The organism is Mycolicibacillus trivialis (assembly GCF_002102395.1).
Taxonomy (GTDB): Bacteria; Actinomycetota; Actinomycetes; order Mycobacteriales; family Mycobacteriaceae; genus Mycobacterium; species Mycobacterium triviale.
This window is the reverse complement of the sequence record NZ_LQPZ01000017.1, coordinates 97,362-121,886: the sequence shown is the minus strand read 5'-3', so window position 1 is coordinate 121,886 and position 24,525 is coordinate 97,362. Positions and strand designations below refer to the sequence as shown.

Genomic DNA, 24,525 nt, shown 5'->3' with positions numbered 1-24,525 from the left:
GGTCAGCTCGCCGAGGCTTGCCGCGGGCCCGAGCGCTGCAGCAGCCGGACGAAGTCGGCGATGGACAGGGTCTCCCCGCGGCGGGCCGGGTCGATGCTGGCGGCCAACAGCCGGCGCGCCGACTCGTTGCCCGAGCCCGCCCAGTCGGCGAAGGCGTTGCGCAGGGTCTTGCGCCGCTGCCCGAACGCGATGTCGATGAGCTCGAACAGTTCGGTGCGGAACCCCGCATCGGTGGGCCACGGCGCGGTGTCGTGGCAGTCGATGCGCACCAGCCCGGAGAACACCCGCGGCACCGGCCAGAACACCGTCGGCGGCACCGTGCCGCAGCGGCGGACCTCACCGAAGTAGCGCATCTTCACGCTCGGCACCCCATAGTGCTTGCCGCCCGGTTCGGCGGCCAGCCGCTCGGCCACCTCGAGTTGCACCATCACGGTCACGGTCCGGATCGACGGGAAGGTGACCAGCAGGTGCAGCAGCGCGGGCACCGCGATGTTGTACGGCAGGTTGGCGACGACCGCGGTGGGCTCGCCGCTGACCGCGTCCGGGCCGACGGTGAGCACGTCGTGGTGCACGACGGTCAGCCGGCGGGCCTCGCTGCGGGAGTGTTCGGCGATGGTCTGCGGCAGCCGCTCGGCGAGCACCGGGTCGACCTCGATCGCGCTGACCCGCGCACCGCGGTCCAGCAGCGCCAGCGTCAGCGACCCCAGGCCCGGGCCGACCTCCAGCACATGGTCGGTGCGGCCCACCCCGGACAGCGACGCGATCTTGCGGACCGTGTTGGCGTCATGGACGAAGTTCTGTCCCAGCGACTTGCGGGGGTGCAGGTCCAACTCGGTGGCCAGCTCCCGAATCTCGGTCCTGCCGAGAAACCGGACGGTCAACGGCGGGCGCTGCACACCGGCCAGGCACCCCAGCCCTGACGGGCCTGGGTGACCTCGGCGATGGCGATCTGCTCCTCGCGGGTGGCCAGGTCGGCGCGCGGGGCGTACTTCAGGCCGCCGTTGGCGATCCAGGTGCCGTAGTCGAACTGCACGCCGCCGTAGTAGCCGTTGCCGGTGTTGATCGACCAGTTTCCGCCGGCCTCGCAGGCCGCGATGCGATCCCACGCACTGCCGAACTTCGACGGCGGGACCTCGGTGCCCGGCCTGGTGCCGATCCGGACCACGGAGTCGCGGGCCGGGGTCACCACGGTGTTGGCGACCGGCAGCCGCCCGGTCTCCACGCCGTTGACGGTGGCGACCGCGAAGGTGACGTCCTGCACACCCTCGGCGCCCGGGTCCTCGACGATCTCGCGGCTGACGTTGAGCTCGGGGTCCTCGATGCGCTGCGGGGTCGGCGGCAGCGCCACCCGCTCGCTGAGCTTGGTGACGCGGATGCGGGTCACCTGCACGTGCATGCCATCGACGATCGGGGTGGCGGCGGGCGGCACCACGGTGTCGCGCTGCTCCAGCGGGACACCGGCGGCCTCCAACAGCGCGCCGACGTTGGCCGCGGCCAGGTGCAGGTCGCGGAGCTGACCGCCGTCGTCGAGCACCACGGTCTTGGGGCTGACCACCGGCAGCGCCATGCCGGTGATCGGCACCCGGCTGCTGCGCGAGGCGGCCACCGGGGCGGCGTCGGTCAGGGCCAGCTGGTCGAGCGCTTCGTCGACGGTCGCGGCGGTGGTCCACACCTGCTTGGGGTGCTGGCCGTCCAGCGAGATCTCCACCGGCCGGCTGCGGCGCAGCACGATGGTGTCGTCATTGCCGACGTGGCTGTCGGCGGCCGGGTAGACCTCGTCGCGGTCGCCGATCTCGTAGCCGTTCTCGGTGACGATGTCGGTGACCCGGGACTTCATCGTGGACACCGCGATCGGGGTGCCGTCGACGTTGAGGGTCACGGTCTTCTGGGCGGCGACCGCGTAGCCGCCGGCGAAGGTGAGGGCCAGCAGCAGCCCCGCGACCGCGAGGCGCAGCAGTGGCGACGGCGACTGATGCAGCTTGGTGAGTACGTTCAACGTGCTACTTTCCCGGCCTCGGCGGTGTCCCGGTGGTTCGGACGCCGCACATGAAAAGCGCCCGGCTAGCGGGCACGAGGTAACAAGACGGTAACGAATTGATCGCCGTCCGGGCAACTCCACGGTGGTAGGTCACAGCAAGTCCGGTACCGGCAAGCCGTACACCCGCCGCGCGGTGTCGCTGGTGGCGAGGGCCAATTCGTCGGCCGGCCGATCCAGCAGATCGGCCAACGCTCTGACAGTGTAGGGCAGGCAGTACGGCTCGTTGGGGGCTCCGCGGAACGGGTGCGGGGTCAAATACGGGGCGTCGGTCTCCACCAGCAGCTGCTCGTGCGGGATCAGCGGAACGGCTTCATGCAGGTCACGGGCGTTGCGGAAGCTCACCGTCCCGGACAGGCTCAACACCCAGCCGGCCTCGACGCAACTGTGAGCCATCGCACGCCCAGACGAGAAGCAATGGAAGATCACCGTCTCCGGGGCGCCTTCGGCGCGCAGCACGTCGAGCACCTGGGCGTCGGCGTCGCGGTTGTGGATCATCAGCGGCTTGCCGGTGCGCTTGGCCAGGTCGATGTGCCAGGCGAAGGCGTCGCGCTGCACCGCGGGCGCCGCGCAGCCGGCCAGCCGGTCCGGCCAGTACAGGTCCAGCCCGGTCTCCCCGATCGCCACCACCCGCGGATGCGCCGCGAGCCGCTCCAGCTCGGCGCGGGCCGTCTCGGTCAGCGCGTCGGCCCGGGTGGGGTGCAGCGCCACCGCCGCGAAGACCCGGTCGTCCCACTCGGCGGCCCGGGTCACCCACGCCGCCGAGTCCAGGTCGTCGGCGATGGTGACCACGGCCCGCACCCCGACCGCGGCGGCCCGGTCGACGATCGCCCGCACCCCGGCCGCGTCGGTCGCGCCGCAGGCGTCCAGGTGGGTGTGGGCGTCGACCAGCGGGGCCAGCGGCGGCGGGGCCGGCGGCGCCTCCCGGTCGGCTCGGCGTCGGGAACTCACCCCGCACACCATAAGGTGGACCCCGATGTCGACCACCGAGCCCTACTACATCACCACCGCGATCACCTACCCCAACGGTGATCCGCACGTCGGGCACGCCTACGAATACATCGCCACCGACGCGCTGGCGCGGTTCAAGCGGCTCGACGGCTACGACGTGCGGTTTCTGACCGGCACCGACGAGCACGGGCTGAAGATGGTGGAGACCGCCGCCGCGGAGGGCATCCCGACCGCGGAGCTGGCGCGCCGGAACTCCGACGTGTTCCAGCGGCTGCAGGAGCGGCTCGACATCTCCTTCGACCGGTTCATCCGCACCACCGACGCCGATCATCACGCCGCGTCGCAGGCGATCTGGCAGCGGATGGTCGAGGCCGGCGACATCTACCTGGACACCTACTCGGGCTGGTACTCGGTGCGCGACGAGCGGTTCTTCACCGAGGCCGAGACCCGCCCGTCGGACGCCGACCCGGCGGTGCGGGTGGCCATCGAGACCGGGGCGCCGGTGACCTGGACCGAGGAGCAGACCTACTTCTTCCGGCTCTCCGCCTACACCGAGCCGCTGCTGGAGCACTACCGCGCCCACCCGGAGTTCATCGGCCCGGAGGTGCGGCGCAACGAGGTGGTCAGTTTCGTCTCCGGCGGGCTGCGCGACCTGTCGATCTCGCGGACCTCGTTCGACTGGGGGGTGCCGGTCCCCGACGACCCCGACCACGTCATGTACGTCTGGGTGGACGCGCTGACCAACTACCTGACCGGGGTCGGCTACCCGGACACCGACGCCGAGCTGTACCGCCGCTACTGGCCGGCCGACCTGCACATGATCGGCAAGGACATCATCCGGTTCCACACCGTGTACTGGCCGGCGTTCCTGCTGTCGGCCGGGCTGCCGCTGCCGCGGCGGGTGTTCGCCCACGGGTTCCTGCTCAACAGCGGGGAGAAGATGAGCAAGTCGGTGGGCAACGTCATCGACCCGGTCACCCTCATCGACCGATTCGGGGTCGACCAGGTGCGCTACTTCCTGCTGCGCGAGGTGCCGTTCGGCCAGGACGGCAGCTACAGCGACGAGGCGATCATCACCCGGATCAACACCGATCTGGCCAACGAGTTGGGCAACCTGGCGCAGCGCTCGCTGTCGATGGTGGCCAAGAACCTCGGCGGTGTGGTCCCCGAGCCGGGCGCCTTCACCGCCGACGACGAGGCGCTGCTGGCCACCGCAGGCGGCCTGCTCGAGCAGGTCCGGGCTCATTTCGACGCCCAGGCCATGCACCTGGGGTTGGAGGCGATCTGGCGGATGCTGGGCGCGGCCAACAAGTACTTCTCCGCCCAGCAGCCCTGGGTGCTGGCCAAAAGCGAGGCCGCCGCCGACCGGGACCGGTTCGCGACGGTGCTCTACACCACCATGGAGGTGGTGCGGGTCGCCGCGCTGCTGGTGCAGCCGGTGATGCCGGCGTCCGCGGGCCGGCTGCTCGGGTTGCTCGGCCAGGACGAGGACCGTCGCGACTTCGCCGCCATCGGCGGGCGGCTCGAGCCGGGCCGGTCGCTGCCCACCCCCGCCGGGGTGTTCCCGCGCCACCAGGACTGACCGCCCCGCGACGGCGGGTCCGCGCCGCGCCGGTGTGCCCCCGCCCCGCCGCGCCGTAGTATGACGTCCATCACACCCGATGGCACCGGCGCACGTTCGCGGATCGGACAGGAGCGGCACCCATGGCTACCCCACACACGGCTATCCCGGGAACGGCGCGCGGAACCGGCGCCACCGCCACCGCGGATTTCGACGTCGTGATCGTCGGCGCCGGAATCTCCGGCATCGACGCCGCCTACCACCTCAAGACCGGGCGCCCGGACACCACGTTCACCGTGCTGGAAGGCCGGGATTCGATCGGCGGGACGTGGAGCTTCCACCGCTACCCGGGCCTGCGCTCGGACTCCGATGTGCCGACCTTCGGCTACCGGTTCAAGCCGTGGACCCGACCGACCACGATCTCGCAGGCCGACCACATCCTGGAATACCTGGAGCAGGCGGTGGAAGAGAACGGGCTGGCCGACCACATCCGGTTCGGCTATCGGGTGCTCAGCGCCGACTTCTCCCGGCCGCGGCAACGCTGGACGATCCTCGCCGAACACACCGGCAGCGGCGAGACGATCCGGTTCAGCGCCCGGTTTTTGTTCCTCGGCTGCGGTTACTACGACTACGCCACCCCCCACCGGCCGGCGTTCGCCGGCGAGGAGGACTTCCCCGGCCCGATCGTGCACCCGCAACTGTGGCCGACCGATCTCGACTACGCCGGCAAACGGGTGGTCGTGATCGGCAGCGGCGCCACCGCGGCCACCCTGGTCCCGGCGATGGCCGACGAGGCCGCCCACATCACGATGCTGCAGCGCTCACCGGGCTACTACTTCACCCGGCCCAGGGTGGACCGGATCGGCAAGACGCTGACCCGGCTGCTCGGCCGCGATCGGGCCTATCCGCTCATCCGCGCCAAGAACCTCGCCTTCCTGCGGCTCACCTACGCGCTGTGCCAACGCTTCCCGAAGGCGATGGCGAGGTTCCTGATCACCTTGGTCCGGCTGCAACTGCCGAGGGACTTCGACGTCGACACCCACTTCACCCCCCGCTACGACCCGTGGACCGAGCGGCTGTGCCTGATCCCGGGCCGGTCGTTCTTCCTCGGCGGTGACTTCTTCCGGGCGGTCAAGGCGGGGCGGGCGTCGGTGGTCACCGACCACATCGAGCGATTCACCCGGTCGGGGATCCTGCTGAAGTCGGGCCGGGAGTTGCCCGCGGACATCATCGTCACCGCGACCGGCATCACCATGACACCGCTGGGCAAGATCGCGCTCAGCGTCGACGGCCGCCCGGTCGACCTGCCCGCCACCCAGGTCTACAAGACCACGATGCTCGCCGGGGTCCCGAACCTGGTGTTCGCCTTCGGGTACGCGCAGTTGTCCTGGACGCTGCGGGTGGACCTGATCTGCCGGCACTTCATCCGCCTGCTGGACCACCTGGACGCCCACGGCCACGGAATGGTGGAACCGGTCTTCGACGGCCGCCCGATGGAGCGCACCCCGCTGATCGATCTGCAGTCGAACTACGCCAAGCGCGGCGCCCGGGTCTTCCCCTACGGCGGGACCTCGGCCGCCGGGGTCTGGTCGGCCGAGCCCGACTACCGGGCGGACACCCGCCGGCTCTGCGTCGACCCGGTCGACGACGAGGCGTTGCTGTTCACCGCGGCCACCGCCGCCGTCCGCGCGTCCTGACCGACCACCCGACCCCAACCCCGTAGGAGGGCCACGATGAAAACCACCGCCGCAGTGATCCACGCGCCCGGCGAGTCCTTCGAACTCATGGAGTTGGAGCTCGACGGGCCCGGCGAGGGTGAGGTGCTGATCAAGTTCACCGCGGCCGGGCTGTGCCATTCCGACCTGCACCTGACCAGCCCCAACCTTCCGGTGCGGTACCCGATCGTGGGCGGCCACGAAGGCGCCGGCGTGATCGAGGACGTCGGCCCCGGGGTCACCAAGGTCAAACCCGGCGACCACGTGGTGTGCTGTTTCATCCCCAGCTGCGGGACCTGCCGGTACTGCTCGAACGGCAAGCAGGGCCTGTGCGACCTGGGTGCGACGATCCTCGAGGGGTGCATGCCCGACGGCGGGTTCCGGCGGCACGCCGGGGGCACCGATTTCGGGGCGATCTGCATGCTGGGCACGTTCGCCGAACGCGGGACGGTCTCCCAGCACTCGGTGGTCAAGGTCGACGACTGGCTGCCGCTGGAGACCGCGGTGCTCGCCGGCTGCGGCGTGCCCACCGGTTGGGCGTCGGCGAACTACGCCGGCGGGGTGCGCGCCGGCGACACGGTGGTGGTCTACGGCATCGGCGGGGTGGGGATCAACGCCGTGCAGGGCGCCGCGCACGCCGGCGCCAAGTACGTGGTGGCCGTCGACCCGGTCGCGTTCAAACGCGACGCGGCGATGAAACTCGGCGCCACCCACGCGTTCGCCACCGCCGAGGAGGCGCTGGCCGCCATCACCGACCTCACCTGGGGCCAACTGGCCGACCAGGCCCTGGTCACCGTCGGCGAGGTGCACGAGGACGTGGTCTCGGCGGCGTTCGCTGCGATCGGCAAGGGCGGCACCGTGGTCGTCGTCGGGTTGACCGGCGATTTCACCGAGCACGCGGTGCACGTCTCGGCCGACGAGATGGTGCTGTTCGGCAAGACGATCAAGGGCACCCTGTTCGGCTCGGCCAACCCCCAGTACGACATCGTCCGCCTGCTGCGGCTCTATGACGCCGGCCAGCTCAAGCTCGACGAACTGATCACCGAGCGCTACCCGCTCGAGCGGATCAACGACGGGTATCAGGATCTGCGCGACGGCAAGAACATCCGCGGCGTCATCACCTTCGACTGACCGTCGCGGCGCCGCGCCTTTTTGCGTCTGCCCGCCGAACCCAGCAAGCTAGGCGGGTGCGCACCCAACCGCTCGGCGACCTCGGCGAACCCGCCGGGGTGCTGCGTGCGCTGGCGGCCGCCACCGCCCGGATCGGGCTGCCCGCACCCGCGGCGCTGACCGGGGAATGGTTCGGCGCCCGCGCGGTGATCGCACCCAGCGTCGCGGTGCGCCCGGTCGACCCGGCGGCCGTGTTCCCCGGGCCGGCCGGCGGGCCCGGCGAGGCGGTCGGCGGCGGCTGGATCGGCTACCTGTCCTATCCCGACCTGGGTTCCGAGCGCCGGCCGCGGCGGCTGCCGGAAGCCGCAGGCGGCTGGACCGACTGCGTGCTGCGGCGCGACCGCGACGGGCACTGGTGGTTCGAGAACCTCTCCGGCGCCCCGATGCCCGGGTGGCTGGCCGACGCGCTGACCCGACCGGTGCCGCCGCGGCCGTGCCACATCGCCTGGGCCGGCGCCGACCGCGCCGCCCACCACGGCGGCGTCGCGGCCTGCCTGGCGGCGATCTCCGCCGGCGAGGTGTACCAGTCCTGCGTGTGCACCCAGCTCACCGGCACCGTCACCGGCGACCCGCTGGACTTCTTCGCCGACGCCGTCGCCCGCAGCGAACCCGCCCGCGCCGCGTATCTCAGCGGCCCGTGGGGCGCGGTGGCGTCGCTGTCCCCGGAGCTGTTCCTGCGCAGGCGCGGCGAGGAGGTGACCTCCAGCCCGATCAAGGGCACCCTGCCGCTGCAGCGCGACCCGGCGGAGCTGACCGCCTCGGCCAAGGACGTCGCGGAGAACATCATGATCGTCGACCTGGTCCGCAACGACCTGGGACGGCTGGCCCGCACCGGCACGGTCACCGTGCCCGAACTGCTGGCGGTGCACGCCGCGCCCGGGGTGTGGCATCTGGTGTCGACGGTGAGCGCCCGGGTGCCCACCGAGACCCCGATGGCCGCCCTGCTCGACGCGACCTTCCCGCCGGCTTCGGTCACCGGAACCCCGAAACTCCGTGCCCGCCGGCTGCTTTCCCACTGGGAGCCGCACACCCGCGGCGTGTACTGCGGCACCGTCGGGTTCGCCTCGCCGCTGGCCGGTTGCGAACTCAACGTCGCCATCCGCACCGTCGAGTTCGATCGCGCGGGCACCGCGGTGCTCGGTGTCGGAGGCGGGATCACCGCCGACTCCAACCCGGAAGCCGAGTGGCAGGAATGCCTGCACAAGGCCGCACCGGTGATCGGCGTCGACACCGCGATGCCCGCGGTCGGCTGATCGACCGCCTGACGTGAGGCACCTCACTGTCACGTTCGGCGGCCCGTCGGTGTCTTGAGGGCAGAAGCCCGAACCGACAGAGGAGATTCCCATGAGCCGCACCCACGTCGTCGTCATCGGCGGAGGTTATGCCGGCACGCTGGCCGCCAACCGACTGGGCGTCCGGCCCGACATCGACGTCACGCTGATCAACCCGCGCCCGGTGTTCGTCGAACGGATCCGGTTGCACCAGCACGTCGCCGGCACCGGCGCGGCGACCGCCGACTACGCCGAGTTGCTCGGTGCGCACGTCACCGTGGTCGTCGACACCGCCGAGGCCATCGACGCCGCCGGCCGCCGGGTGACGCTGGCCTCCGGCGCCACGGTCGGCTACGACTATCTGATCTACACCGCGGGAAGTACCGGTCCGATGCCGCCGCAGGTGCCCGGCACCGCCGAATTCGCCTACTCCCTCGACGAATTCGAGCAGGCGGAGCGGCTGCGGCACCGGTTGCGCGCCCTGCCCGACGGGGCGACGGTGACCGTGGTGGGCGGCGGGCTGACCGGGATCGAAGCGGCCACCGAACTGGCCGAGACCGGCCACCGGGTGCGGCTGCTCGGCGGCGGGCGGATCGGCCCGTCGCTCAGCGAACCGGGCCGCCGCTCGGTGACCAAGGCACTCCACCGGCTCGGGGTCAGCGTGCTGGACACCGCCGTGGTCGCGCAGGTGCGCCCCGACGCGGTGGTGCTGGCCGACCGCATCGTGCTGACCAGCGCGGTGACGGTGTGGACCGCCGGGTTCGGTGTCGCCGGGCTGGCCGCCGCCAGCGGGCTGCCCACCGACCCGCTCGGCCGGCTGCGCACCGACGAGACGCTCACCTGCATCGCCGACCCGCGGATCGTGGCCGCCGGCGACGCCGCCGCCCCGTCGGGAGCGCCGCTGCGGATGAGCTGTCAGGCCGCCCTGCCGATGGGCGCCCAAGCCGCCGAGACCGTGCTCGCGCGGATCGGCGGGACACCGCCGGCCGCCCTCGATCAGGCGTTCGTCGGCCAGTGCATCAGCCTGGGTCGCAAGCGCGGCACCATCCAGCTCTCCCGCTTCGATGACACCCCGACCGCGATGTTTCTCGGCGGCCGGCTGGCCGCGGCGGTCAAGGAGACGATCTGCAAGACCACCGTGCGGGCGATTCGCCGCGAAGCGGCCAAGCCCGGCACCTACCGTTGGCTCAGGGGCGGCGACCGCCGGCTCGCCGACCCCGCGCCGCAGCAGGGAGTCCACGCGTGAGAGCCACCGACGAGCACACCGACCGTTTCACCGCGCTGCGCCCGCTGCTGTTCACCGTCGCCTACCAGATCCTGGGTTCGGCCACCGAGGCCGATGACGTGCTGCAGGACAGCTACCTGCGCTGGGTCGCGGTGGCGCTGGCCGAGGTGCGCGACACCAAGGCGTACCTGACCCGGCTGGTGACCCGCCAGGCGCTCAACGCGCTGCGGGCCGGGCGCCGCCGCCGGGAGGACTACGTCGGGCCGTGGCTGCCCGAGCCGCTGCTGCTCGACGACCAGGACCCCTCCGACGACGTGGTGCTGGCCGAATCGGTCTCGATGGCGATGCTGGTGGTGCTGGAGACCCTCGGGCCCGACGAGCGCGCCGTGTTCGTGCTGCGGGAGGTGTTCGGCTTCGGCTACGACGAGATCGCCGCCGTCGTCGGCAAATCCGTGCCTGCGACGCGCCAGGTCGCACACCGCGCCAAGGAGCACGTCTCGGCGCGGCGGCCGCGGTTCACCCCGGTCGACCCGGCGGAGACCGAGCGGCTGACCGCGGAGTTCATGACGGCGGCGGCCGGTGGGGACCTGACCACGGTGCTGTCGATGCTGGCGCCCGGGGTGGCCTACACCGCCGACGGCGGTGGCAAGGCCAGCGCGGCCCGCAGGCCGGTGGTCGGCGCCGACAAGGTAGCCAGGGCCGTCATCGGGCTGCTGCGCCAGGGCATGCGGTTGCCCGACGTGCGAGTGGAGATGGTGGTGTGCAATGCGGCGCCGGCGATGCTGTTCTCCAGCGCCGGCCGGCTCGAGGGGGCGTTCACCGTCGAGATCACCGATGGGCTGATCACCAACTTCTACGCGATGCGCAATCCCGACAAGCTTGCCGCGCTGGCCACCGCGCGCCGGATCAGCCGTTAGCGCGGGCGCGCAGCACCGCGTCGTAGAGTTCCCGGCGCGACACCGCCCCCGGGTGCTCGCCGGCCACCCGCGCGCAGGCGTCCTTGAGTCCGTCCCCGCCGCGGGTCAGCTCCTCGACCTCGGCGACCAGGTCGGTGAGGTCGGCGCTCGCGGTGGCACCGTCGAGTACGACGGTGATCTCGCCGAGCACCCCGTCGGCGGCCCAGGCGGCCAGCTCGGCGACGCTGCCGCGCACCACCTCCTCGTGCACCTTGGTCAGTTCGCGGCAGACCACCGCGGCGCGGGCACCGAAGAGTGCCGCGGCGTCGGCCAGGCAGGCCGCCAGCCGCCGCGGCGACTCGAAGAACACCACGGTGCGCGGCTCGGTCGCGAGCGTGGCGAGCCAGGCGCGGCGGGCCGCCGGTTTGCGTGGCGCGAAGCCCTCGAAGCAGAACCGTGCGGCGGGCAGACCGGAGACCGCCAGCGCGGTGGTGACCGCGGACGGCCCGGGCAGGCAGCTGACGTCGATCCCGGCGTCGACGCAGGCGCGCACCAGGCGGTAGCCGGGGTCGGAGATCAGCGGCATGCCGGCGTCGCTGACCACCAGCACGGTGGCGCCTGCGGCCATCTCGGCGACCAGCGCGGGCACCCGGGCGGCCTCGTTGGCGTCGAACAGGCTGACCAGCCGGCCGGTGATGGTGATGTCGAGGGCTTTGGCCAGGGTGCCGACCCGGCGGGTGTCCTCCGCGGCGACCACCTCGGTGGCGCCGAGCGCGGCGACCAGCCGCGCCGAGGCGTCGGCGGGTTGCCCGAGCGGCGTGGCCGCTAGCAACAGTCGCCCAGCGGTCATGGCCGACAGCCTACGATCGACGATGATGACCGCCCCGCCCGACACCGGCCAGCATGCCGCTTCCGCCGCGCCGGCGGTCCCGGTGATCAGCCCCGCGCCGCTGCTGCCGCCGGCCGATTTCGGCCCGCTCGACCGGGCCGGCGGCTGGCTGATGACCGCGGTGGTGACCGCGCTGGCCGCGCTGACCCGGTTCCTCAACCTGGGGTCGCCGACCGACGCGGGCACCCCGATCTTCGACGAGAAGCACTACGCGCCGCAGGCGTGGCAGATGCTGGGCAACCACGGGGTGGAGGACAACCCCGGCTACGGGCTGGTGGTGCACCCGCCGGTCGGCAAACAGCTGATCGCGCTCGGCGAGGCGCTGTTCGGCTACACCGGGCTGGGGTGGCGGTTCACCGGGGCGCTGCTCGGGGTGGTGATGGTGGCGATCGTGGCGCGCACCGTCCGCCGGATCAGCCGGTCCACGCTGGTCGGTGGGATCGCCGGGCTGCTGCTCATCGGGGACAGCGTGAGTTTTGTGGGGGCGCGTACCGCGCTGCTCGACGGGTTCCTGACCTTCTTCGTGGTGGCGGCGTTCGCGGCGATCATCGTCGACCGCGACCAGATGCGCGAGCGCATGCACGTCGCCTTCGTCGAGGGCCGGATCGCCGAAACCCGGTGGGGCCCGCGGCTGGGCGTGCGGTGGTGGCGGTTCGGGGCCGGGGTGCTGCTCGGGCTGGCCTGCGCGACCAAATGGTCGGGGCTGTACTTCGTGGTGTGCTTCGCGGTGCTGTCGCTGGGGTTCGACGTGGCCGCGCGCCGCGCCTACCGGGTGCCGCGGCCGTGGCTGGGGGTGCTGCGCCGCGATCTGGGCCCGACCGGCTACGCGCTGGGGCTCATCCCGATCGCGGTGTACCTGGCGTCCTACGCGCCGTGGTTCGCCTCCGAGACCGCGATCAGCCGCCACGAGGAGGGCCGCGGCATCGGGTTGAGCGGCGGCTTCGGGGTGGTTCCGGATGCGCTGCGGTCGCTGTGGCACTACACGTTCAAGGCCTACAAGTTCCACTCCGGCCTGACCAACGCGGCGGGCAATCACCACCCGTGGGAGTCCAAGCCGTGGGCCTGGCCGATGTCGTTGCGGCCGGTGCTCTACGCCATTGACCAGAACGACGTGCCGGGCTGCGGCGCCCAGTCGTGTGTCAAGGCGGTGCTGCTGGTCGGCACCCCGGCGATGTGGTGGCTGTCGGTGCCGGTGCTGCTCTACGCGACGTGGCGGATGCTGGTGCGCCGCGACTGGCGTTACGCCGCGGTGCTGGTGGGCTACTGCGCCGGCTGGCTGCCGTGGTTCGTCGACATCGACCGGCAGATGTACTTCTTCTACGCGGTGGTCATGGCGCCGTTCCTGGTGATGACGATCGCGCTCATCTGCGGCGACATCCTGTACCGGCCGCGGCGCAGCCGGGAGCGCCACACCCTCGGGATGCTGGTGGTGTCCTGTTACGTCGCGGTGGTGTTGACCAACTTCGCGTGGCTGTTCCCGGTCCTGACCGGGACGCCGATCTCGCAGACCACCTGGAACATGGAGATCTGGCTGCCCAGTTGGCGCTGACGGCTCACAGCGGGTCGCGGACGATCGGCGAGCACATGCAGCGCGGGCCGCCGCGTCCGGTGCCCAGCTCGGCGGCGGCGATGGGTAGCACCTCGATCCCCGAATCCTGTAGGCGGGCATTGGTTTCGGTGTTGCGCTCGTAGGCGACGACGACGCCCGGGGCCAGCGCCAGGGTGTTGTTGCCGTCGTCCCACTGCTCGCGTTCAGCGGTGACCGGGTCCAGGCCGGTGTCGATGACGCGCAGCCGGTCGATGCCCATCGCGGCGGCAGCGGCCTCGACGAACGGCACCGCGTCGTCGATGCGGACCCCGGCCGCGGAGCGTCGGATCGGGTAGGCGGACAAGGTGTCCGCGATGTTCGGGTACATCACGACCGCGTCGCGGTCGACCATGGTGCACACGGTGTCCAGGTGCATCTGGGCACGCCGCTGCGCGATCGGCACGGCCAGCACCGTCTCGGCGAGGCCGTCGTCGAGCAGGCTACGGGCCAGCGCCTCCGCGCCGGCCGGGGTGGTGCGCTCCCCCACCCCGATCGCCACCACCGTCGGCGCCAGAAGCAGCACGTCGCCGCCCTCGACCGGCGCCGAGCGCGACTGGTAGGCCCGGCGCACCCGGGTGAACCGCGGGTGGTGGGTGTAGATCAGGTCGGTCAGCGCGGCCTCCCGGGCCCGGGCGGGCAACGCCAGCGACGGGATGACCACCCGCGGGCCGATCCAGATCGAGGAGTCGCGGGTGAAGACCAGGTTGGGCAGCGGCGCGATCGCGAAGTCGCCGCCGTGGTGCATCCGCCGCACCAGCGAAGTGTCGGTGCCCGACGGCAGTTCGGTGAACGTCATCCCGGCCATCAGGATCCGGGCCAGTTCGGCCGGGGGCAGGCCGCGCAGGTGGGCGGTGAGTTCGTCGGCCAGCGGGCGGCCCAGCCGGCGCGGGTCGACGGCGGCGGCCACGCCCTGTACCCGGGCGGCGCCGCTGGCCAGCGCTTCGGTGAGCAGATCGGCCAGCAGCAGCACCTCGACGCCGCGGGAGCGCAGCAGGGCGGCGAACGCGTCGTGTTCCTGCTGGGCGCGCGCCACCCAGGGCAGGCCGTCGAAGAGCAGGGAGTCGCTGTTGCGCGGGGTCAGCCGGCCCAGCTCGGGGCCCGGGCGGTGCACGATCGCCGCGCGCAGCGCGCCCACCTCGGAATCCGAACCCAATTCGGTGACGCTCACAGTCGTCACGGTAGCGGCGGGGCGCCCCCGACACCCCGAAATCGAATGTTTGTGCGATAACCTGGTGGATGTGGCGGTAGCGGTACAGGACTCGCTGTTCGAGCACCACGAGCGCCGCGCCCTCGGCGGCGGCGCCTGGATCGACGTGCGCTCCGGCTGGACCGACGAGGCGGACGCGCTGTTCGCGGCGCTGCGCACCGGGGTGCCGTGGCGCGCCGAACGACGCCGGATGTACGACCGGGTGCTCGACGTCCCGCGGCTGGTCGGCTTCTACGACCTGGCGGTCGAGGATCCCCCGCATCCGGCGCTGGCGCGGCTGCGCCGTCGACTCAACGACATCTACGCCGGAGAACTGGGCGAGCCGTTCACCACCGCCGGGCTGTGCCTGTACCGCGACGGGGACGACAGCGTGGCCTGGCACGGCGACACCCTGGGCCGCGGCCGCACCGAGGACACCATGGTGGCGATCCTGAGCCTGGGCGCCACCCGCACGTTCGCGCTGCGGCCCCGGGGCGGGGGCGCGTCGCTGCGGCTGCCGCAGCGGCACGGCGACCTGCTGGTGATGGGCGGGTCCTGTCAGCGCACCTGGGAGCACGCGGTGCCCAAGACCAGCGCGCGCACCGGCCCGCGGATCAGCGTGCAGTTCCGGCCGCGCGGGGTCCGCTGACTCAGCCGGTGACCGCGGCGACGGCGTTGACCAACAGTTCCTTGGCCCGCTCGGTGTCGATCTCGGCGACCGGCTGGTTGGGGATCACCAGCGGGTTGGCGGTGACGATCACCTGGTAGTTGCCGAAGTGCGCGGAGTAGTCGTAGAGCTCGCCGGTGCGGGTCTTGCCGCGCATGGAGGCCTGCAGGATGCGCCGCACCCCGAGGGTCTCGGTGCCCTTGATGCGGGGGGCGTCGACGGCCTCGATGACACCGCGCAGTCCCTTGCCGGCGAAACCGACCTTCTTGCAGCCGTGCCCGGGCTCACGAAACGGCACCGGCTGCGAGGTCTCCAGGGCGATGACGATGAACCGGTTGCCGTGGCCTTCGGCGGTGACCGCGGCCATGTTGCCCTCGGTGCCGTCGGGCACCTTCTGGCCCGCCGCGAACTCCTCGCAGGGCTCCGGCTCGAACTTCAGCCCCTCGGGGAGTTTTCGTTCGGCAAGCAGCTTGGGATCGATACCGGTCTTGGCGATGTCCTTGACCTCGTAGCCGGGACCGAATCCGTCTTTGATTTCGGTGATCTTGGCGATGTCGGCGGAGGTGATCTCCGGGTCGCTGCGCCAGGAGCAGCCGCCGAGCCAGCAGGCGGCGATGAGGATCAGCAGTGCCGAGCGGGTGAGCACCGTGTCAATCTACCCAACCGGTTGCGCCGCGCCCCGCAATTCGGCGACCGCGCTGACCAGCAGGTCGGCGGCGAACCCCGCGTCCAGTTGCGGGTGCGGTGAGCCGGGGTCGACGACGACGGCGGTCACCGCCCGGTAACCGTCCAGGTAGGCGCTGAATGTGTAGGCGAGCGAGTCGATTTCACCGCCGCCTTCGACCATGGTGGCGCCTCGGCTGGTCATCCCGAGGGTCGGGACACCGTCGATGTGCGGCGCGTCGATGAGGTCGACGTCGATGGTGCTGCGCGCGAACGTCATCCGCCACGTCGGGCACCGGTCGGACAGGGCCGGGTCGGGTTCGGGCGCCGGGGCGACCACCGCGTAGACGATGCCGCCGCCACCGGAGCCGGACACGCCGCGCGCCGCGGGGTCGCGTGCGCCGGCCGGGTCGGCCAGGGCGGCGCACTCCGGCGGGTCGGCGGTGGCGTCGGGGCCGAGCCCCCAGATGCCTGCCGGGGAGGCCAGGTCGACGGTGTCGGTGTGTTCGTAGTCGGCGGGTAGCAGGCCCAGCACCCGTCGGATCGCGGCCGGGTCGACCGGGCCGGGCTCGGTCACCGGCGTCGTCCCCGCGTCGACGGCCGGCGGCGGCGGTCCCGTCGTGCACCCGATCGTCAGCGCCGCCACCGCCGCGATCCCGGCGCCGGCCCGGTTCACCCCATCGCCCGGATCACCTGCCGGGCGGTGTCCCGGATCCGGTCGGCCTGCGCCGCGTCGAACGGCAGGTGGTCGGCGTCGGGCACGTCGATCACGGTGGTCACCACGCCGAAGTCCTCGTCGCGCTGCCAGACCGCGCCGTGGCGCTCCATGATCGTGCGCATCGCCAGGTTGTCCGACAGGATGCGGCCGGAGAACCGCTGCACCCCGGCGACCCGGGCGGCCACCGCCAGCGCCCCGATCAGGAACGTGCCGATCCCGCGGTGCTGGTAGGCGTCGGCGACGGTGAAGGCGATCTCGGCCAGGGTCGGGTCGTCGGCGTTGCGCACGTAGCGGGCGTCGCCGACCGGAGAGTCGTCGGCGGCGTCGGCGACCACCCAGACGAAGTGGTCGACGTAGTCGACCTCGGCCAGGTAGTCCATCAGTGAGCGGCTGGGCACCTGGGCGGTCATGAACCGCCGGTAGAGGGTCTCGGTGGAGAACCGGACGTGACCCTGCAGGGTGCGTTCGCTGTCGCCGGGCAGCACCGGGCGCAGCAGCAGATCCGCCCCGCCGCGCACCTCGACCGGGACCGGGGTGACCAGGGCCGCCAGCCGGCGGCGCACGGTGCGCACCAGCCGCGACTTCACCTCGGGCAGCCGCATCAACTCCTCGATCGCGCGGTCGTCGCCGATCCAGCCGGTGGTGGGTTCGACGGTGATGACGGTGGCGGTGCGCGGGGTGTGGCGCAGCAGCGCCATCTCGCCGACGATCATCCCGGCGGCGACGGTGTCGACGACGGTGGCCTCATCCTCGTCGAGGTGGATGACTTCGGCGGCCCCGGACGAGATGAGCAGGAACGACACCGCTTCCTCGCCCTGTTTCATCAGCAGTTCGCCGGGCGGGGCCTCCAGCCGTTGCAGGGTGGCGGCCAGCGGCGCCAAAGCCTCGGTGGGGCAGCCGCGGAAGATCTCCATGGCGCTGAGCTCGGCCAGCCGGGCGGCGTGATCGATCACCGTGTCACCCTCGCGCGTTCCGCTGCATCGTGGCTCTACTCCCGTTCGCCGGTCGTCCCGACCACCGCCTGGCCCTAGGCTATGGCCGCTGTCGGGGGTGCGCCAACAGTTGGTTCGATCCGCGCCCGATTCGCGCCGGGGCGGTTCGGCGCACTAATCTGTCTGCCGGTGACGTCAACGCCGCCGCCCTGCTGGCGGCCCCGGTCACGTCCATCCCACAGCTCAAGGAAGTAATCCCGAACATGACTGCGCTGGATCAGACGCTGCACGACATCTACGACGAGGTGTTGCACCGCAACCCCGGTGAGACCGAGTTCCACCAGGCCGTCTACGAGGTGCTCAGCAGCCTCGAACCGGTGATCGCCAAACACCCGCAGTACGCCGACGCGGCCGTCATCCACCGGATGTGCGAGCCCGAGCGGCAGATCATCTTCCGGGTGCCCTGGCACGACGACTCCGGAACGGTGCAGATCAACCGCGGTTTCCGGGTGGAGTTCAACTCCGCGCTGGGGCCCTACAAGGGCGGGCTGCGCTTCCACCCGTCGGTCTACCTGGGGATCATCAAGTTCCTCGGGTTCGAGCAGATCTTCAAGAACTCCCTGACCGGGCTGCCGATCGGCGGCGGTAAGGGCGGCTCGGACTTCGACCCCAAGGGCCGCAGCGACAACGAGATCATGCGGTTCTGCCAGTCGTTCATGACCGAGCTGTACCGCCACATCGGCGAGTACACCGACGTCCCGGCCGGGGACATCGGGGTCGGTGGCCGGGAGATCGGCTACCTGTTCGGCCAGTACAAGCGCATCACCAACCGCTATGAGTCGGGCGTGCTGACCGGCAAGGGCCTGACCTGGGGCGGGTCGCAGGTGCGCACCGAGGCCACCGGGTACGGCGCGGTGTTCTTCATCGACGAGATCCTCAAGGCCGCCAACGACACCTTCGACGGCAAGCGAGTGGTGGTGTCCGGCTCGGGCAACGTCGCGATCTACGCGATCGAGAAGATCCACCAGCTGGGCGGCATCGTGGTGGCCTGCTCGGACTCGTCGGGCTACGTCGTCGACGAGAAGGGCATCGACCTGGAGCTGCTCAAGGAGGTCAAGCAGGACCGCCGGGAGCGCCTGGACGCCTACATCGAGGGCCGCGGCGGTGCGGCCGAGCTGGTGAACGGCCGGCTGACCTGGGATGTGCCGTGCGACATCGCGGTGCCCAGCGCCACCCAGAACGAACTGGACGGCGACGACGCAGCGCGGCTGATCAAGAACGGCTGCAAGATCGTCGCCGAGGGCGCCAACATGCCGTGCACCCCGGAGGCGGTGAAGCTGTTCACCGAGGCGCAGGTGAAGTTCGCCCCCGGCAAGGCGGCCAACGCCGGCGGCGTGGCGACCAGCGCGCTGGAGATGCAGCAGAACGCCTCGCGGGACTCCTGGACGTTCGGCTACACCGAGCAGCGGCTGGCGGCCATCATGAACGGCATCCACGACCGCTGCCTGAGCACCGCCGACGAGTACGGCGCGCCGGGCAACTACGTGGTCGGCGCCAACATCGCGGGGTTCATCCAGGTCGCCGACGCGATGCTGGCCCAGGGGTTGATCTGAGCGTTTGGGCTTGCTGGGCTCGCTTGGCTCCGTCGACTCTGCTCGTCTCCCGCGTCGACTCTGCGCTGAGTAGACACCCCACTCGCACTTCTCCGTGGTGACCGCAGAGTCGACGCCGGCTGGGGGAGAGCCGCATCCAGTCTGCGCTGAGTAGACACCCCACTCGCACTTTTCCGTGGTGACCGCAGAGTCGACGGCGGCCGGGGCACCCGAGGGCACTCGGGGGCGCTCAACTGCCCTCAATCGGAGTTGGCGCGGGCCTCCTGGACCTTGTGCGGCACCTGCAGCAGCCGGAACAAGGTGACCAGCGCCAGCCCGCCGATGAGGTTGCCCGCGGTGGCGATCGCCAGCAGCTGCAGCCAGGCAAGGTAGCCGAACGGCGCGCCGGCGATCAGTCCGGCGAAGCACATCAGCGACGCGACGACGGCGTGGTTGATGTGGCCGATGCTGAGGATGAAACCGGTGATCACCGCGGGCACCAGCTGGACTCCTTCGGAGTCGCTGGCCTTCTGCAGGTGGGTCATCAAGGTCATCAGCATGCCGCCGATGACCGCCAGCGCCAGCGCCGTCCAGGTGACGCCGAGATCGATGTATTTGGTGGAGAATTCGACCGCGGTGCCGCGGACCGCGGGCAGGCCCAGCATCATCAGCGCCGCCAATAGCCAACCGCCCGCCATGTTGGTCACCAGTGACACCGTCCACAGCCGACCGAGCTGCCAGAAGGTGCCCGCCTTGGCCACCACGGCGGCCACCGGCACCAGGAAGTTCTCGGTGAACAGTTCGCTGTGCCCGATCGACAGCGTGATGAACCCGGTGGCGAACGCCAGCCCGCTCAGCACCGGGTTGCCGGTGTAGTGCTGCACCAGCAGGAACGCCAGGATGCCGACGCTCACGTCGAACCCGCCGATGAACCCGGTGATGATCAGCGGCAACCAGCCCCGGCTGATCCGTTGCTTGCCCTCCTCGACGGTGCGGTCGAAGGTCTGGTCCTCACGCGGGATCTCCGGTGTTGCGTCGGCGGAGTCCAGTACTGAGCCGTCTCCCGCGGTGTCCCGGTGGGTGTTCATCCCCTGCACCCTAACGGCGGCGTCGAAGGGACCCTGATCAGTCGAGCGCGGCTTCGGGTATCTGTCGGCATGGGTTGCCGCCGAACATGACCGTCGCAGGGCCCGGTCACGCACTGGGCCCGCCGAAGAGGGGCGACGACGAGGGACTCACAACAAACCCGAATCGAATGAAAAACACCAGGATATCTGGGTTTTCTCGCCTGTGGAGCTAAGGGGAATCGAACCCCTGACCTACTCGTTGCGAACGAGTCGCGCTACCAACTGCGCCATAGCCCCGTGAACCGATAAGCAGGGTATCAGCCGCCGGCGATCCGGCCGAAACCGCGATCCCTACTGGCCGGCGGCCTTCGGCAGGGAGCTGGCCCAGTCCTGCTCACGGGCGAACGCGACCCGCTCGAGGTGCTCGAAGACCGGGTCCTCGTCGTCGATCTCCAGCACCGCGGCGCCGGGCCGACGCAGCCGAGCCGGCACGATGTCCATATCGCGGTCGGCGGTGTTCTCCACCCCCAGCCGGGAGCGCGCCATCCGCCGGGCCCGACGCCGGCGCACCTGCTCCTCGATGCGAGTCTGGCGCCGCAGGTAGCCCAGGTAGAGCACCGCGGTGGTCGCGGTGGCTCCGAACATCCACCAGGCGGCCGAGGCCACCGTGAACGCCAGCAGGGCCGAGATCATCAGGATCCCCAGCATCGCCAGCAGCACCCGCTTGCGGAACTCGTACTTGCGGGCACTGACCGCGGCCGCGGTGCTGCTGTCGTGGCGGCGGCGCCGCGCCGACGGGCTCACCGCGGTGAAGGCGACGGTGGCGGGTTCATCATCGTGGTCCTCGGCCGCGCCCACCCCGTCGATACCGTCGACGCCGTCGTCGTCGGCGGCCTCGGTCTCGAACACGTCGGCCGGCTCGTCAGCCGCGGCCTCGGGCTCACCGTCCGCCGCGGTGGCCGCGCCGACCGGCAGTTCCGGATCGTCGCCGACGACGTCGACGTCGAGGTAGTCCTTCTCGGCCTCCGCGGTGGCGGTCATGGTGGCGATGGCGCCGGTCTCGATGTCGTCCTCGTCGAGGTCGACCTCTTCGACGTCGTCGTGCCGCCAGTGCGGGTCGCTGTTGTGCCCGGTGGCCGGTCCGCTGCGCTTGAGCAGGCGCGCGCTCGAACCACTGGTGAGCACCCGAGTCGCCAGGGCCACGTCACTGGTTCGGCGCACCGCGTCGCGTTTGCTGATCAGCATCGGCACCAGCACGAACAGCCAGAGCACGACGAGCGAGATCCACAACAACGACTGGGGGATGCTTGGCATGGTGACCTGCTCCTTTCCCCTCTCAGGCTATGCGGGCGGTCAGCGCCGTACGGACAGGCGCGCCGACGCAATTACATGTCTGTAATTTAGCAGCACCAATATCATCTGTCTCAGATTTCACTTCAGTAACACAGGCGTGTCATGCCCACTCCGCCCGGCCCGCGGCCACCAGACCGGCGGCCGCCGACCCCTCGACCTCCTCGATGGTCAGCCCGAGCAGCAGGTGGTCGCGCCAGGCGCCGTCGACGTCGAGGTAGCGCCGCAGCAGCCCTTCCTCACGGAACCCGACCTTGGCCAGCACCGCACGGCTGGCGGCGTTCTCCGGACGCACGGTGGCCTCCACCCGGTGCAACTTGACCGGCCCGAAGCAATGATCCACCCCGAGCGCCACCGCGCCGGTGGCCACCCCGCCGCCGACGACGGTCCTGGACACCCAGTAGCCGATCCAGGCCGACCGCAACGCGCCGCGGGTCACGTTGCCGATCGTCAACTGGCCGCAGAACCGGCCGTCCACCTCGATGACGTAGGGCAACATCCGCCCCGCCTTGGCCTCCGAGCGCAGACTCGAGCACAGTGCCGGCCAGGCCGCCGGGGCATGGCGGGGCCGCCACTCGGCCCCCGAGCTGGGCTCCCAGGGTTCGAGGTGGTCACGTTCGGCCAGCCGGATCCGGCTCCACTGCACCCCGTCGCGCAGCCGCACCGGGCGCAACCGGATCACCCCGGCTGGCACCCGCAGCGGACCCACCGGCATCGGCCAGCCCGGATGCAGAGAGTTCGACCAGAAGAAATTCACCGGGCCGGGACCGTTCAGCCGCGCTGGGCGAGGAACGCCACGTCGACGGTCTCCCCCGTCCGCACCTGCTCCACATCGCTGGGCACCACGACCAGACAGTTGGCCTCAGCCAGGGTCGCCAGCAGGTGCGAGGACTCACCGGGCATCCCGCCCAGCGCCTGCACCAGGTACTCGTCGGTGTCCTGGTCGCGCATCAGCTGGCCGCGCAGGTAACCGGTTCGTCCGGCCACCGAACTGATCGGCGACAGCGCCCGGGCCTGCACCACCCGGCGCATCGGCTGCCGCTTGCCCAGCGACAACCGGATCAGCGGCCGGACCATCACCTCGAAGACCACCAGCGCGCTGACCGGGTTGGCAGGCAGCAGGAACGTCGGAACCCCCTCCTCGCCGAGCTGACCGAAGCCCTGCACGGAGCCCGGGTGCATCGCGATCCGCGCCACCTCCATCTCGCCGAGCTCGGACAGCACCGCGCGCACCGCTTCGGCGGCCGCGCCACCCACCGCCCCGGCGATCACGACGATCTCCGAGCGGCCGAGCTGGCTCTCGACGACCTCGCGCAGTTTGGTCGGCTCGCTGTCGACGATGCCGACCCGGTTGACCTCGGCGCCGGCGTCGCGGGCCGCCGCCGCCAGCGCATAGGAGTTGACGTCGTAGACCTGCCCGTTGCCCGGCGTGCGGCTGATGTCGACCAGTTCCCCACCCACCGAGAGCACCGCAATCCGGGGCCGCGGATGCACCAGCACCCGCTCGCGGCCGACCGCGGCCAGCAGCCCGACCTGCGCGGCGCCGATGATCGTGCCGGCGCGCACCGCCACGTCGCCGGGCTGCACGTCGTCGCCGGCCCGCCGCACATAGGCGCCCGACCGCACGCCGCGCAGCACCCGGACCCGGCTTTCGCCGCCGTCGGTCCAGCGCAGCGGCAGCACCGCGTCGGCCAGGGTGGGCATCGGCGCGCCGGTCTGCACCCGGGCGGCCTGCCGCGGCTGCAGCCGGGCCGGGGTGCGGGTGCCGGCCTCGATGGAGCCGATCACCGGCAGCGTGACCTCGCCGGCGGCCGGCGCACTGGTCTCCTCCGGGTCGGCGCCGATACCGCCGATGCCCAGCACGTCGACGCTGCGGACCGCGTAGCCGTCGATCGCGGCCTGGTCGAAGCCGGGCATCGGGCGCTCGGTGACGACTTCCTCGGCGCACATCAGGCCCTGCGCCTCGGCGATGGCAACCCGGATCGGCCGCGGAGCCATGGCGGCCGCCGTCACCCGCGCCTGCTGCTCTTCCACCGAACGCACTGTGCGCCTTTCTGCCGTCGGGTCGCCCCGGGTTACTGTTCGGCCAGCCCCAGCCGCGCGACCAGCCAGCGACGCAGGTCGGGCCCGTAGTCGTCGCGGGCCAGGGCGAAATCGACCGCAGCCTTAAGGTAGCCGCCCGGGTTGCCCAGGTCGTGACGCGACCCGCGGTGCACCACGACGTGCACCGGGTGACCCTCCTCGATCAGCAGGGCGATCGCGTCGGTGAGCTGCACCTCGCCGCCCGCGCCACGCGGAGTGCGCCGCAGCGCGTCGAACACCGCCCGGTCGAGCACGTAGCGCCCGGCCGCGGCGTACAGCGACGGCGCGTCCTCGGCGGCCGGCTTCTCCACCATGCCGCGCACCCGGAGCACGTCGGGGTTGCCCGCGTCGGGGACGGCGGCGACGTCGAACACCCCGTAGGAACTGACCTCCTCGCGGGTGACCTCGATGGCGCACAGCACCGTGCCGCCGTAGCGGGCCCGCACCGCCGACATGGTCTCCAGCACGCCGGTGGGCAACACCAGGTCGTCGGGCAGCAACACCGCGACCGCGTCCTCGTCGTCGGCCAGCGCCGATTCCACGCAGCCGATGGCGTGGCCGAGGCCCAGCGGCTCGGCCTGAACCACCGACTCGACTTTGATCAACGCCGGGGCGCGGCGCACCTTGGCCAGCATGGCCTTCTTCCCGCGGGCCTCCAGCGTGCCCTCCAGGACCAGGTCCTCGACGAAGTGCGCGACGACCCCGTCCTTGCCCTCGGAGGTGATGATCACCAGCCGTTCGGCGCCGGCCTCGGCCGCCTCGGCGGCGACCAGCTCGATGCCCGGGGTGTCGACCACCGGCAACAGCTCTTTGGGCACCGTCTTGGTGGCGGGCAGAAATCGGGTGCCCAATCCGGCCGCGGGCACGATCGCCGTTCGCGGAATCCGGACCTGCGCAGTGGACACGGAGGACATTGTTCACACGATAACCGCCGCCCTCGCGCCCAGCCGGTGCGGCGGTGCAAAAG

General features: G+C 71.4%; 22 protein-coding genes and 1 tRNA gene. 9 read left to right on the top strand and 14 right to left on the bottom strand.

The genetic code is table 11. The features are described 5' to 3' along the window. Nucleotides 1-2: 2 nt before the first annotated feature. The 3 genes from rsmA to AWC30_RS07630 all read right to left on the bottom strand — a co-directional run bounded on the left by rsmA (nt 3) and on the right by AWC30_RS07630 (nt 2,986). Nucleotides 3-905 carry a 16S rRNA (adenine(1518)-N(6)/adenine(1519)-N(6))-dimethyltransferase RsmA gene (gene rsmA / locus AWC30_RS07640; RefSeq protein ID WP_085109713.1) on the bottom strand — a complete coding sequence of 301 codons (903 nt, stop codon included), beginning with the start codon at nt 903-905 and terminating at the stop codon, nt 3-5. Then, nucleotides 878-1,996 (bottom strand): resuscitation-promoting factor, encoded by a 1,119-nt coding sequence (locus AWC30_RS07635; protein ID WP_085109592.1) that lies wholly within the window; start codon nt 1,994-1,996, stop codon nt 878-880. Before AWC30_RS07635 ends, rsmA begins: the two co-directional genes overlap by 28 nt. A 132-nt stretch (nt 1,997-2,128) precedes the next feature. Further along, nucleotides 2,129-2,986 carry a TatD family hydrolase gene (locus AWC30_RS07630; protein ID WP_234807980.1) on the bottom strand — a complete coding sequence of 286 codons (858 nt, stop codon included), beginning with the start codon at nt 2,984-2,986 and terminating at the stop codon, nt 2,129-2,131. A gap of 25 nt (nt 2,987-3,011) precedes the next feature. On the opposite strand from AWC30_RS07630, the gene metG reads away from it, so the two are divergent. The 6 genes from metG to AWC30_RS07600 all read left to right on the top strand — a co-directional run bounded on the left by metG (nt 3,012) and on the right by AWC30_RS07600 (nt 10,845). Beyond that, on the top strand, nt 3,012-4,568 hold the full coding sequence (gene metG, locus AWC30_RS07625; protein ID WP_085109590.1) for a methionine--tRNA ligase: 1,557 nt from the start codon (nt 3,012-3,014) through the stop codon (nt 4,566-4,568). Nucleotides 4,569-4,690: 122 nt separating this feature from the next. Next, a complete protein-coding gene (locus AWC30_RS07620; protein ID WP_085109589.1) occupies nt 4,691-6,244 on the top strand; it encodes a flavin-containing monooxygenase in 1,554 nt (517 codons plus the stop codon). Between the two features lie 36 nt (nt 6,245-6,280). Continuing rightward, a complete protein-coding gene (locus AWC30_RS07615) occupies nt 6,281-7,393 on the top strand; it encodes an NDMA-dependent alcohol dehydrogenase (protein ID WP_085109588.1) in 1,113 nt (370 codons plus the stop codon). 56 nt (nt 7,394-7,449) lie between these two features. After that, a complete protein-coding gene (locus AWC30_RS07610; RefSeq protein WP_085109587.1) occupies nt 7,450-8,685 on the top strand; it encodes an aminodeoxychorismate synthase component I in 1,236 nt (411 codons plus the stop codon). 91 nt (nt 8,686-8,776) lie between these two features. Beyond that, the gene (locus AWC30_RS07605) at nt 8,777-9,949 is read left to right on the top strand and encodes an NAD(P)/FAD-dependent oxidoreductase (RefSeq protein ID WP_085109586.1); all 1,173 of its coding nucleotides are present in this window, start codon (nt 8,777-8,779) and stop codon (nt 9,947-9,949) included. Beyond that, entirely contained in the window at nt 9,946-10,845 is a 900-nt protein-coding gene (locus AWC30_RS07600; protein ID WP_085109585.1) for an RNA polymerase sigma-70 factor, read from the top strand. The genes AWC30_RS07605 and AWC30_RS07600 overlap by 4 nt, the downstream gene beginning before the upstream one ends. Here the strand turns inward: AWC30_RS07600 and rsmI are convergent. Beyond that, nucleotides 10,835-11,674, bottom strand: a complete 840-nt coding sequence (gene rsmI, locus AWC30_RS07595; RefSeq protein ID WP_085109584.1) for a 16S rRNA (cytidine(1402)-2'-O)-methyltransferase — start codon at nt 11,672-11,674, stop codon at nt 10,835-10,837. The genes AWC30_RS07600 and rsmI overlap by 11 nt on opposite strands. Before the next feature lie 25 nt (nt 11,675-11,699). Between rsmI and AWC30_RS07590 the strand changes: the two genes are divergently transcribed. After that, nucleotides 11,700-13,262, top strand: coding sequence for a dolichyl-phosphate-mannose--protein mannosyltransferase (locus AWC30_RS07590; RefSeq protein WP_085109712.1), 1,563 nt, complete (start codon nt 11,700-11,702; stop codon nt 13,260-13,262). 4 nt (nt 13,263-13,266) lie between these two features. On the opposite strand, the gene AWC30_RS07585 is transcribed toward AWC30_RS07590, so the two are convergent. After that, a complete protein-coding gene (locus AWC30_RS07585) occupies nt 13,267-14,469 on the bottom strand; it encodes an arginine deiminase (RefSeq protein ID WP_085109583.1) in 1,203 nt (400 codons plus the stop codon). Nucleotides 14,470-14,539: 70 nt separating this feature from the next. Here AWC30_RS07585 and AWC30_RS07580 point away from each other — a divergent pair, with 70 nt between their 5' ends. Beyond that, on the top strand, nt 14,540-15,136 hold the full coding sequence (locus tag AWC30_RS07580) for an alpha-ketoglutarate-dependent dioxygenase AlkB (protein ID WP_207568409.1): 597 nt from the start codon (nt 14,540-14,542) through the stop codon (nt 15,134-15,136). A 1-nt stretch (nt 15,137) separates the two neighbouring features. Here the strand turns inward: AWC30_RS07580 and AWC30_RS07575 are convergent, their stop codons facing one another. From AWC30_RS07575 to AWC30_RS07565, 3 genes are read right to left on the bottom strand one after another with little or no spacing between them, the layout of a single operon-like run. Next, nucleotides 15,138-15,800 (bottom strand): DUF5642 family protein, encoded by a 663-nt coding sequence (locus AWC30_RS07575; RefSeq protein ID WP_085109581.1) that lies wholly within the window; start codon nt 15,798-15,800, stop codon nt 15,138-15,140. A 9-nt stretch (nt 15,801-15,809) separates the two neighbouring features. Continuing rightward, entirely contained in the window at nt 15,810-16,493 is a 684-nt protein-coding gene (locus tag AWC30_RS07570; RefSeq protein WP_109561970.1) for a DUF5642 family protein, read from the bottom strand. After that, nucleotides 16,490-17,449: an acetyltransferase Pat gene (locus AWC30_RS07565; RefSeq protein ID WP_085109710.1), complete on the bottom strand. Its 960-nt coding sequence runs from the start codon at nt 17,447-17,449 to the stop codon at nt 16,490-16,492. Before AWC30_RS07565 ends, AWC30_RS07570 begins: the two co-directional genes overlap by 4 nt. A gap of 281 nt (nt 17,450-17,730) precedes the next feature. Between AWC30_RS07565 and gdhA the strand changes: the two genes are divergently transcribed. Continuing rightward, entirely contained in the window at nt 17,731-19,080 is a 1,350-nt protein-coding gene (gene gdhA / locus AWC30_RS07560) for an NADP-specific glutamate dehydrogenase (RefSeq protein WP_085109580.1), read from the top strand. A gap of 239 nt (nt 19,081-19,319) precedes the next feature. Here the strand turns inward: gdhA and AWC30_RS07555 are convergent, their stop codons facing one another. The 6 genes from AWC30_RS07555 to AWC30_RS07530 form a co-directional block, all read right to left on the bottom strand. After that, nucleotides 19,320-20,147, bottom strand: coding sequence for a formate/nitrite transporter family protein (locus AWC30_RS07555; RefSeq protein ID WP_085109579.1), 828 nt, complete (start codon nt 20,145-20,147; stop codon nt 19,320-19,322). Between the two features lie 203 nt (nt 20,148-20,350). After that, a tRNA-Ala gene (locus tag AWC30_RS07550) sits at nt 20,351-20,423 on the bottom strand. A 54-nt stretch (nt 20,424-20,477) separates the two neighbouring features. Then, a complete protein-coding gene (gene sepX, locus AWC30_RS07545) occupies nt 20,478-21,440 on the bottom strand; it encodes a divisome protein SepX/GlpR (protein WP_085109578.1) in 963 nt (320 codons plus the stop codon). 139 nt (nt 21,441-21,579) lie between these two features. Next, nucleotides 21,580-22,191 (bottom strand): GNAT family N-acetyltransferase, encoded by a 612-nt coding sequence (locus tag AWC30_RS07540; RefSeq protein WP_275993753.1) that lies wholly within the window; start codon nt 22,189-22,191, stop codon nt 21,580-21,582. Between the two features lie 56 nt (nt 22,192-22,247). Further along, complete coding sequence (gene glp / locus AWC30_RS07535; RefSeq protein WP_085109576.1) at nt 22,248-23,519, bottom strand: molybdotransferase-like divisome protein Glp; 1,272 nt, start codon at nt 23,517-23,519, stop codon at nt 22,248-22,250. Nucleotides 23,520-23,551: 32 nt separating this feature from the next. Beyond that, nucleotides 23,552-24,463, bottom strand: a complete 912-nt coding sequence (locus tag AWC30_RS07530) for a UTP--glucose-1-phosphate uridylyltransferase (protein WP_085109709.1) — start codon at nt 24,461-24,463, stop codon at nt 23,552-23,554. Between the last annotated feature and the right edge of the window lie 62 nt (nt 24,464-24,525).

What these genes read in the sequence shown, in the direction of transcription:
- metG (WP_085109590.1), top strand. Translation starts at nt 3,012, where the DNA reads ATGTCGACCACCGAGCCCTACTACATCACCACCGCGATCACCTACCCC.
- AWC30_RS07620 (WP_085109589.1), top strand. Translation starts at nt 4,691, where the DNA reads ATGGCTACCCCACACACGGCTATCCCGGGAACGGCGCGCGGAACCGGC.
- AWC30_RS07615 (WP_085109588.1), top strand. Translation starts at nt 6,281, where the DNA reads ATGAAAACCACCGCCGCAGTGATCCACGCGCCCGGCGAGTCCTTCGAA.
- AWC30_RS07605 (WP_085109586.1), top strand. Translation starts at nt 8,777, where the DNA reads ATGAGCCGCACCCACGTCGTCGTCATCGGCGGAGGTTATGCCGGCACG.
- rsmI (WP_085109584.1), bottom strand. Translation starts at nt 11,674, where the DNA reads ATGACCGCTGGGCGACTGTTGCTAGCGGCCACGCCGCTCGGGCAACCC.
- AWC30_RS07590 (WP_085109712.1), top strand. Translation starts at nt 11,700, where the DNA reads ATGACCGCCCCGCCCGACACCGGCCAGCATGCCGCTTCCGCCGCGCCG.
- AWC30_RS07565 (WP_085109710.1), bottom strand. Translation starts at nt 17,449, where the DNA reads ATGGAGATCTTCCGCGGCTGCCCCACCGAGGCTTTGGCGCCGCTGGCC.
- gdhA (WP_085109580.1), top strand. Translation starts at nt 17,731, where the DNA reads ATGACTGCGCTGGATCAGACGCTGCACGACATCTACGACGAGGTGTTG.
- AWC30_RS07555 (WP_085109579.1), bottom strand. Translation starts at nt 20,147, where the DNA reads ATGAACACCCACCGGGACACCGCGGGAGACGGCTCAGTACTGGACTCC.
- sepX (WP_085109578.1), bottom strand. Translation starts at nt 21,440, where the DNA reads ATGCCAAGCATCCCCCAGTCGTTGTTGTGGATCTCGCTCGTCGTGCTC.
- AWC30_RS07540 (WP_275993753.1), bottom strand. Translation starts at nt 22,191, where the DNA reads ATGCCGGTGGGTCCGCTGCGGGTGCCAGCCGGGGTGATCCGGTTGCGC.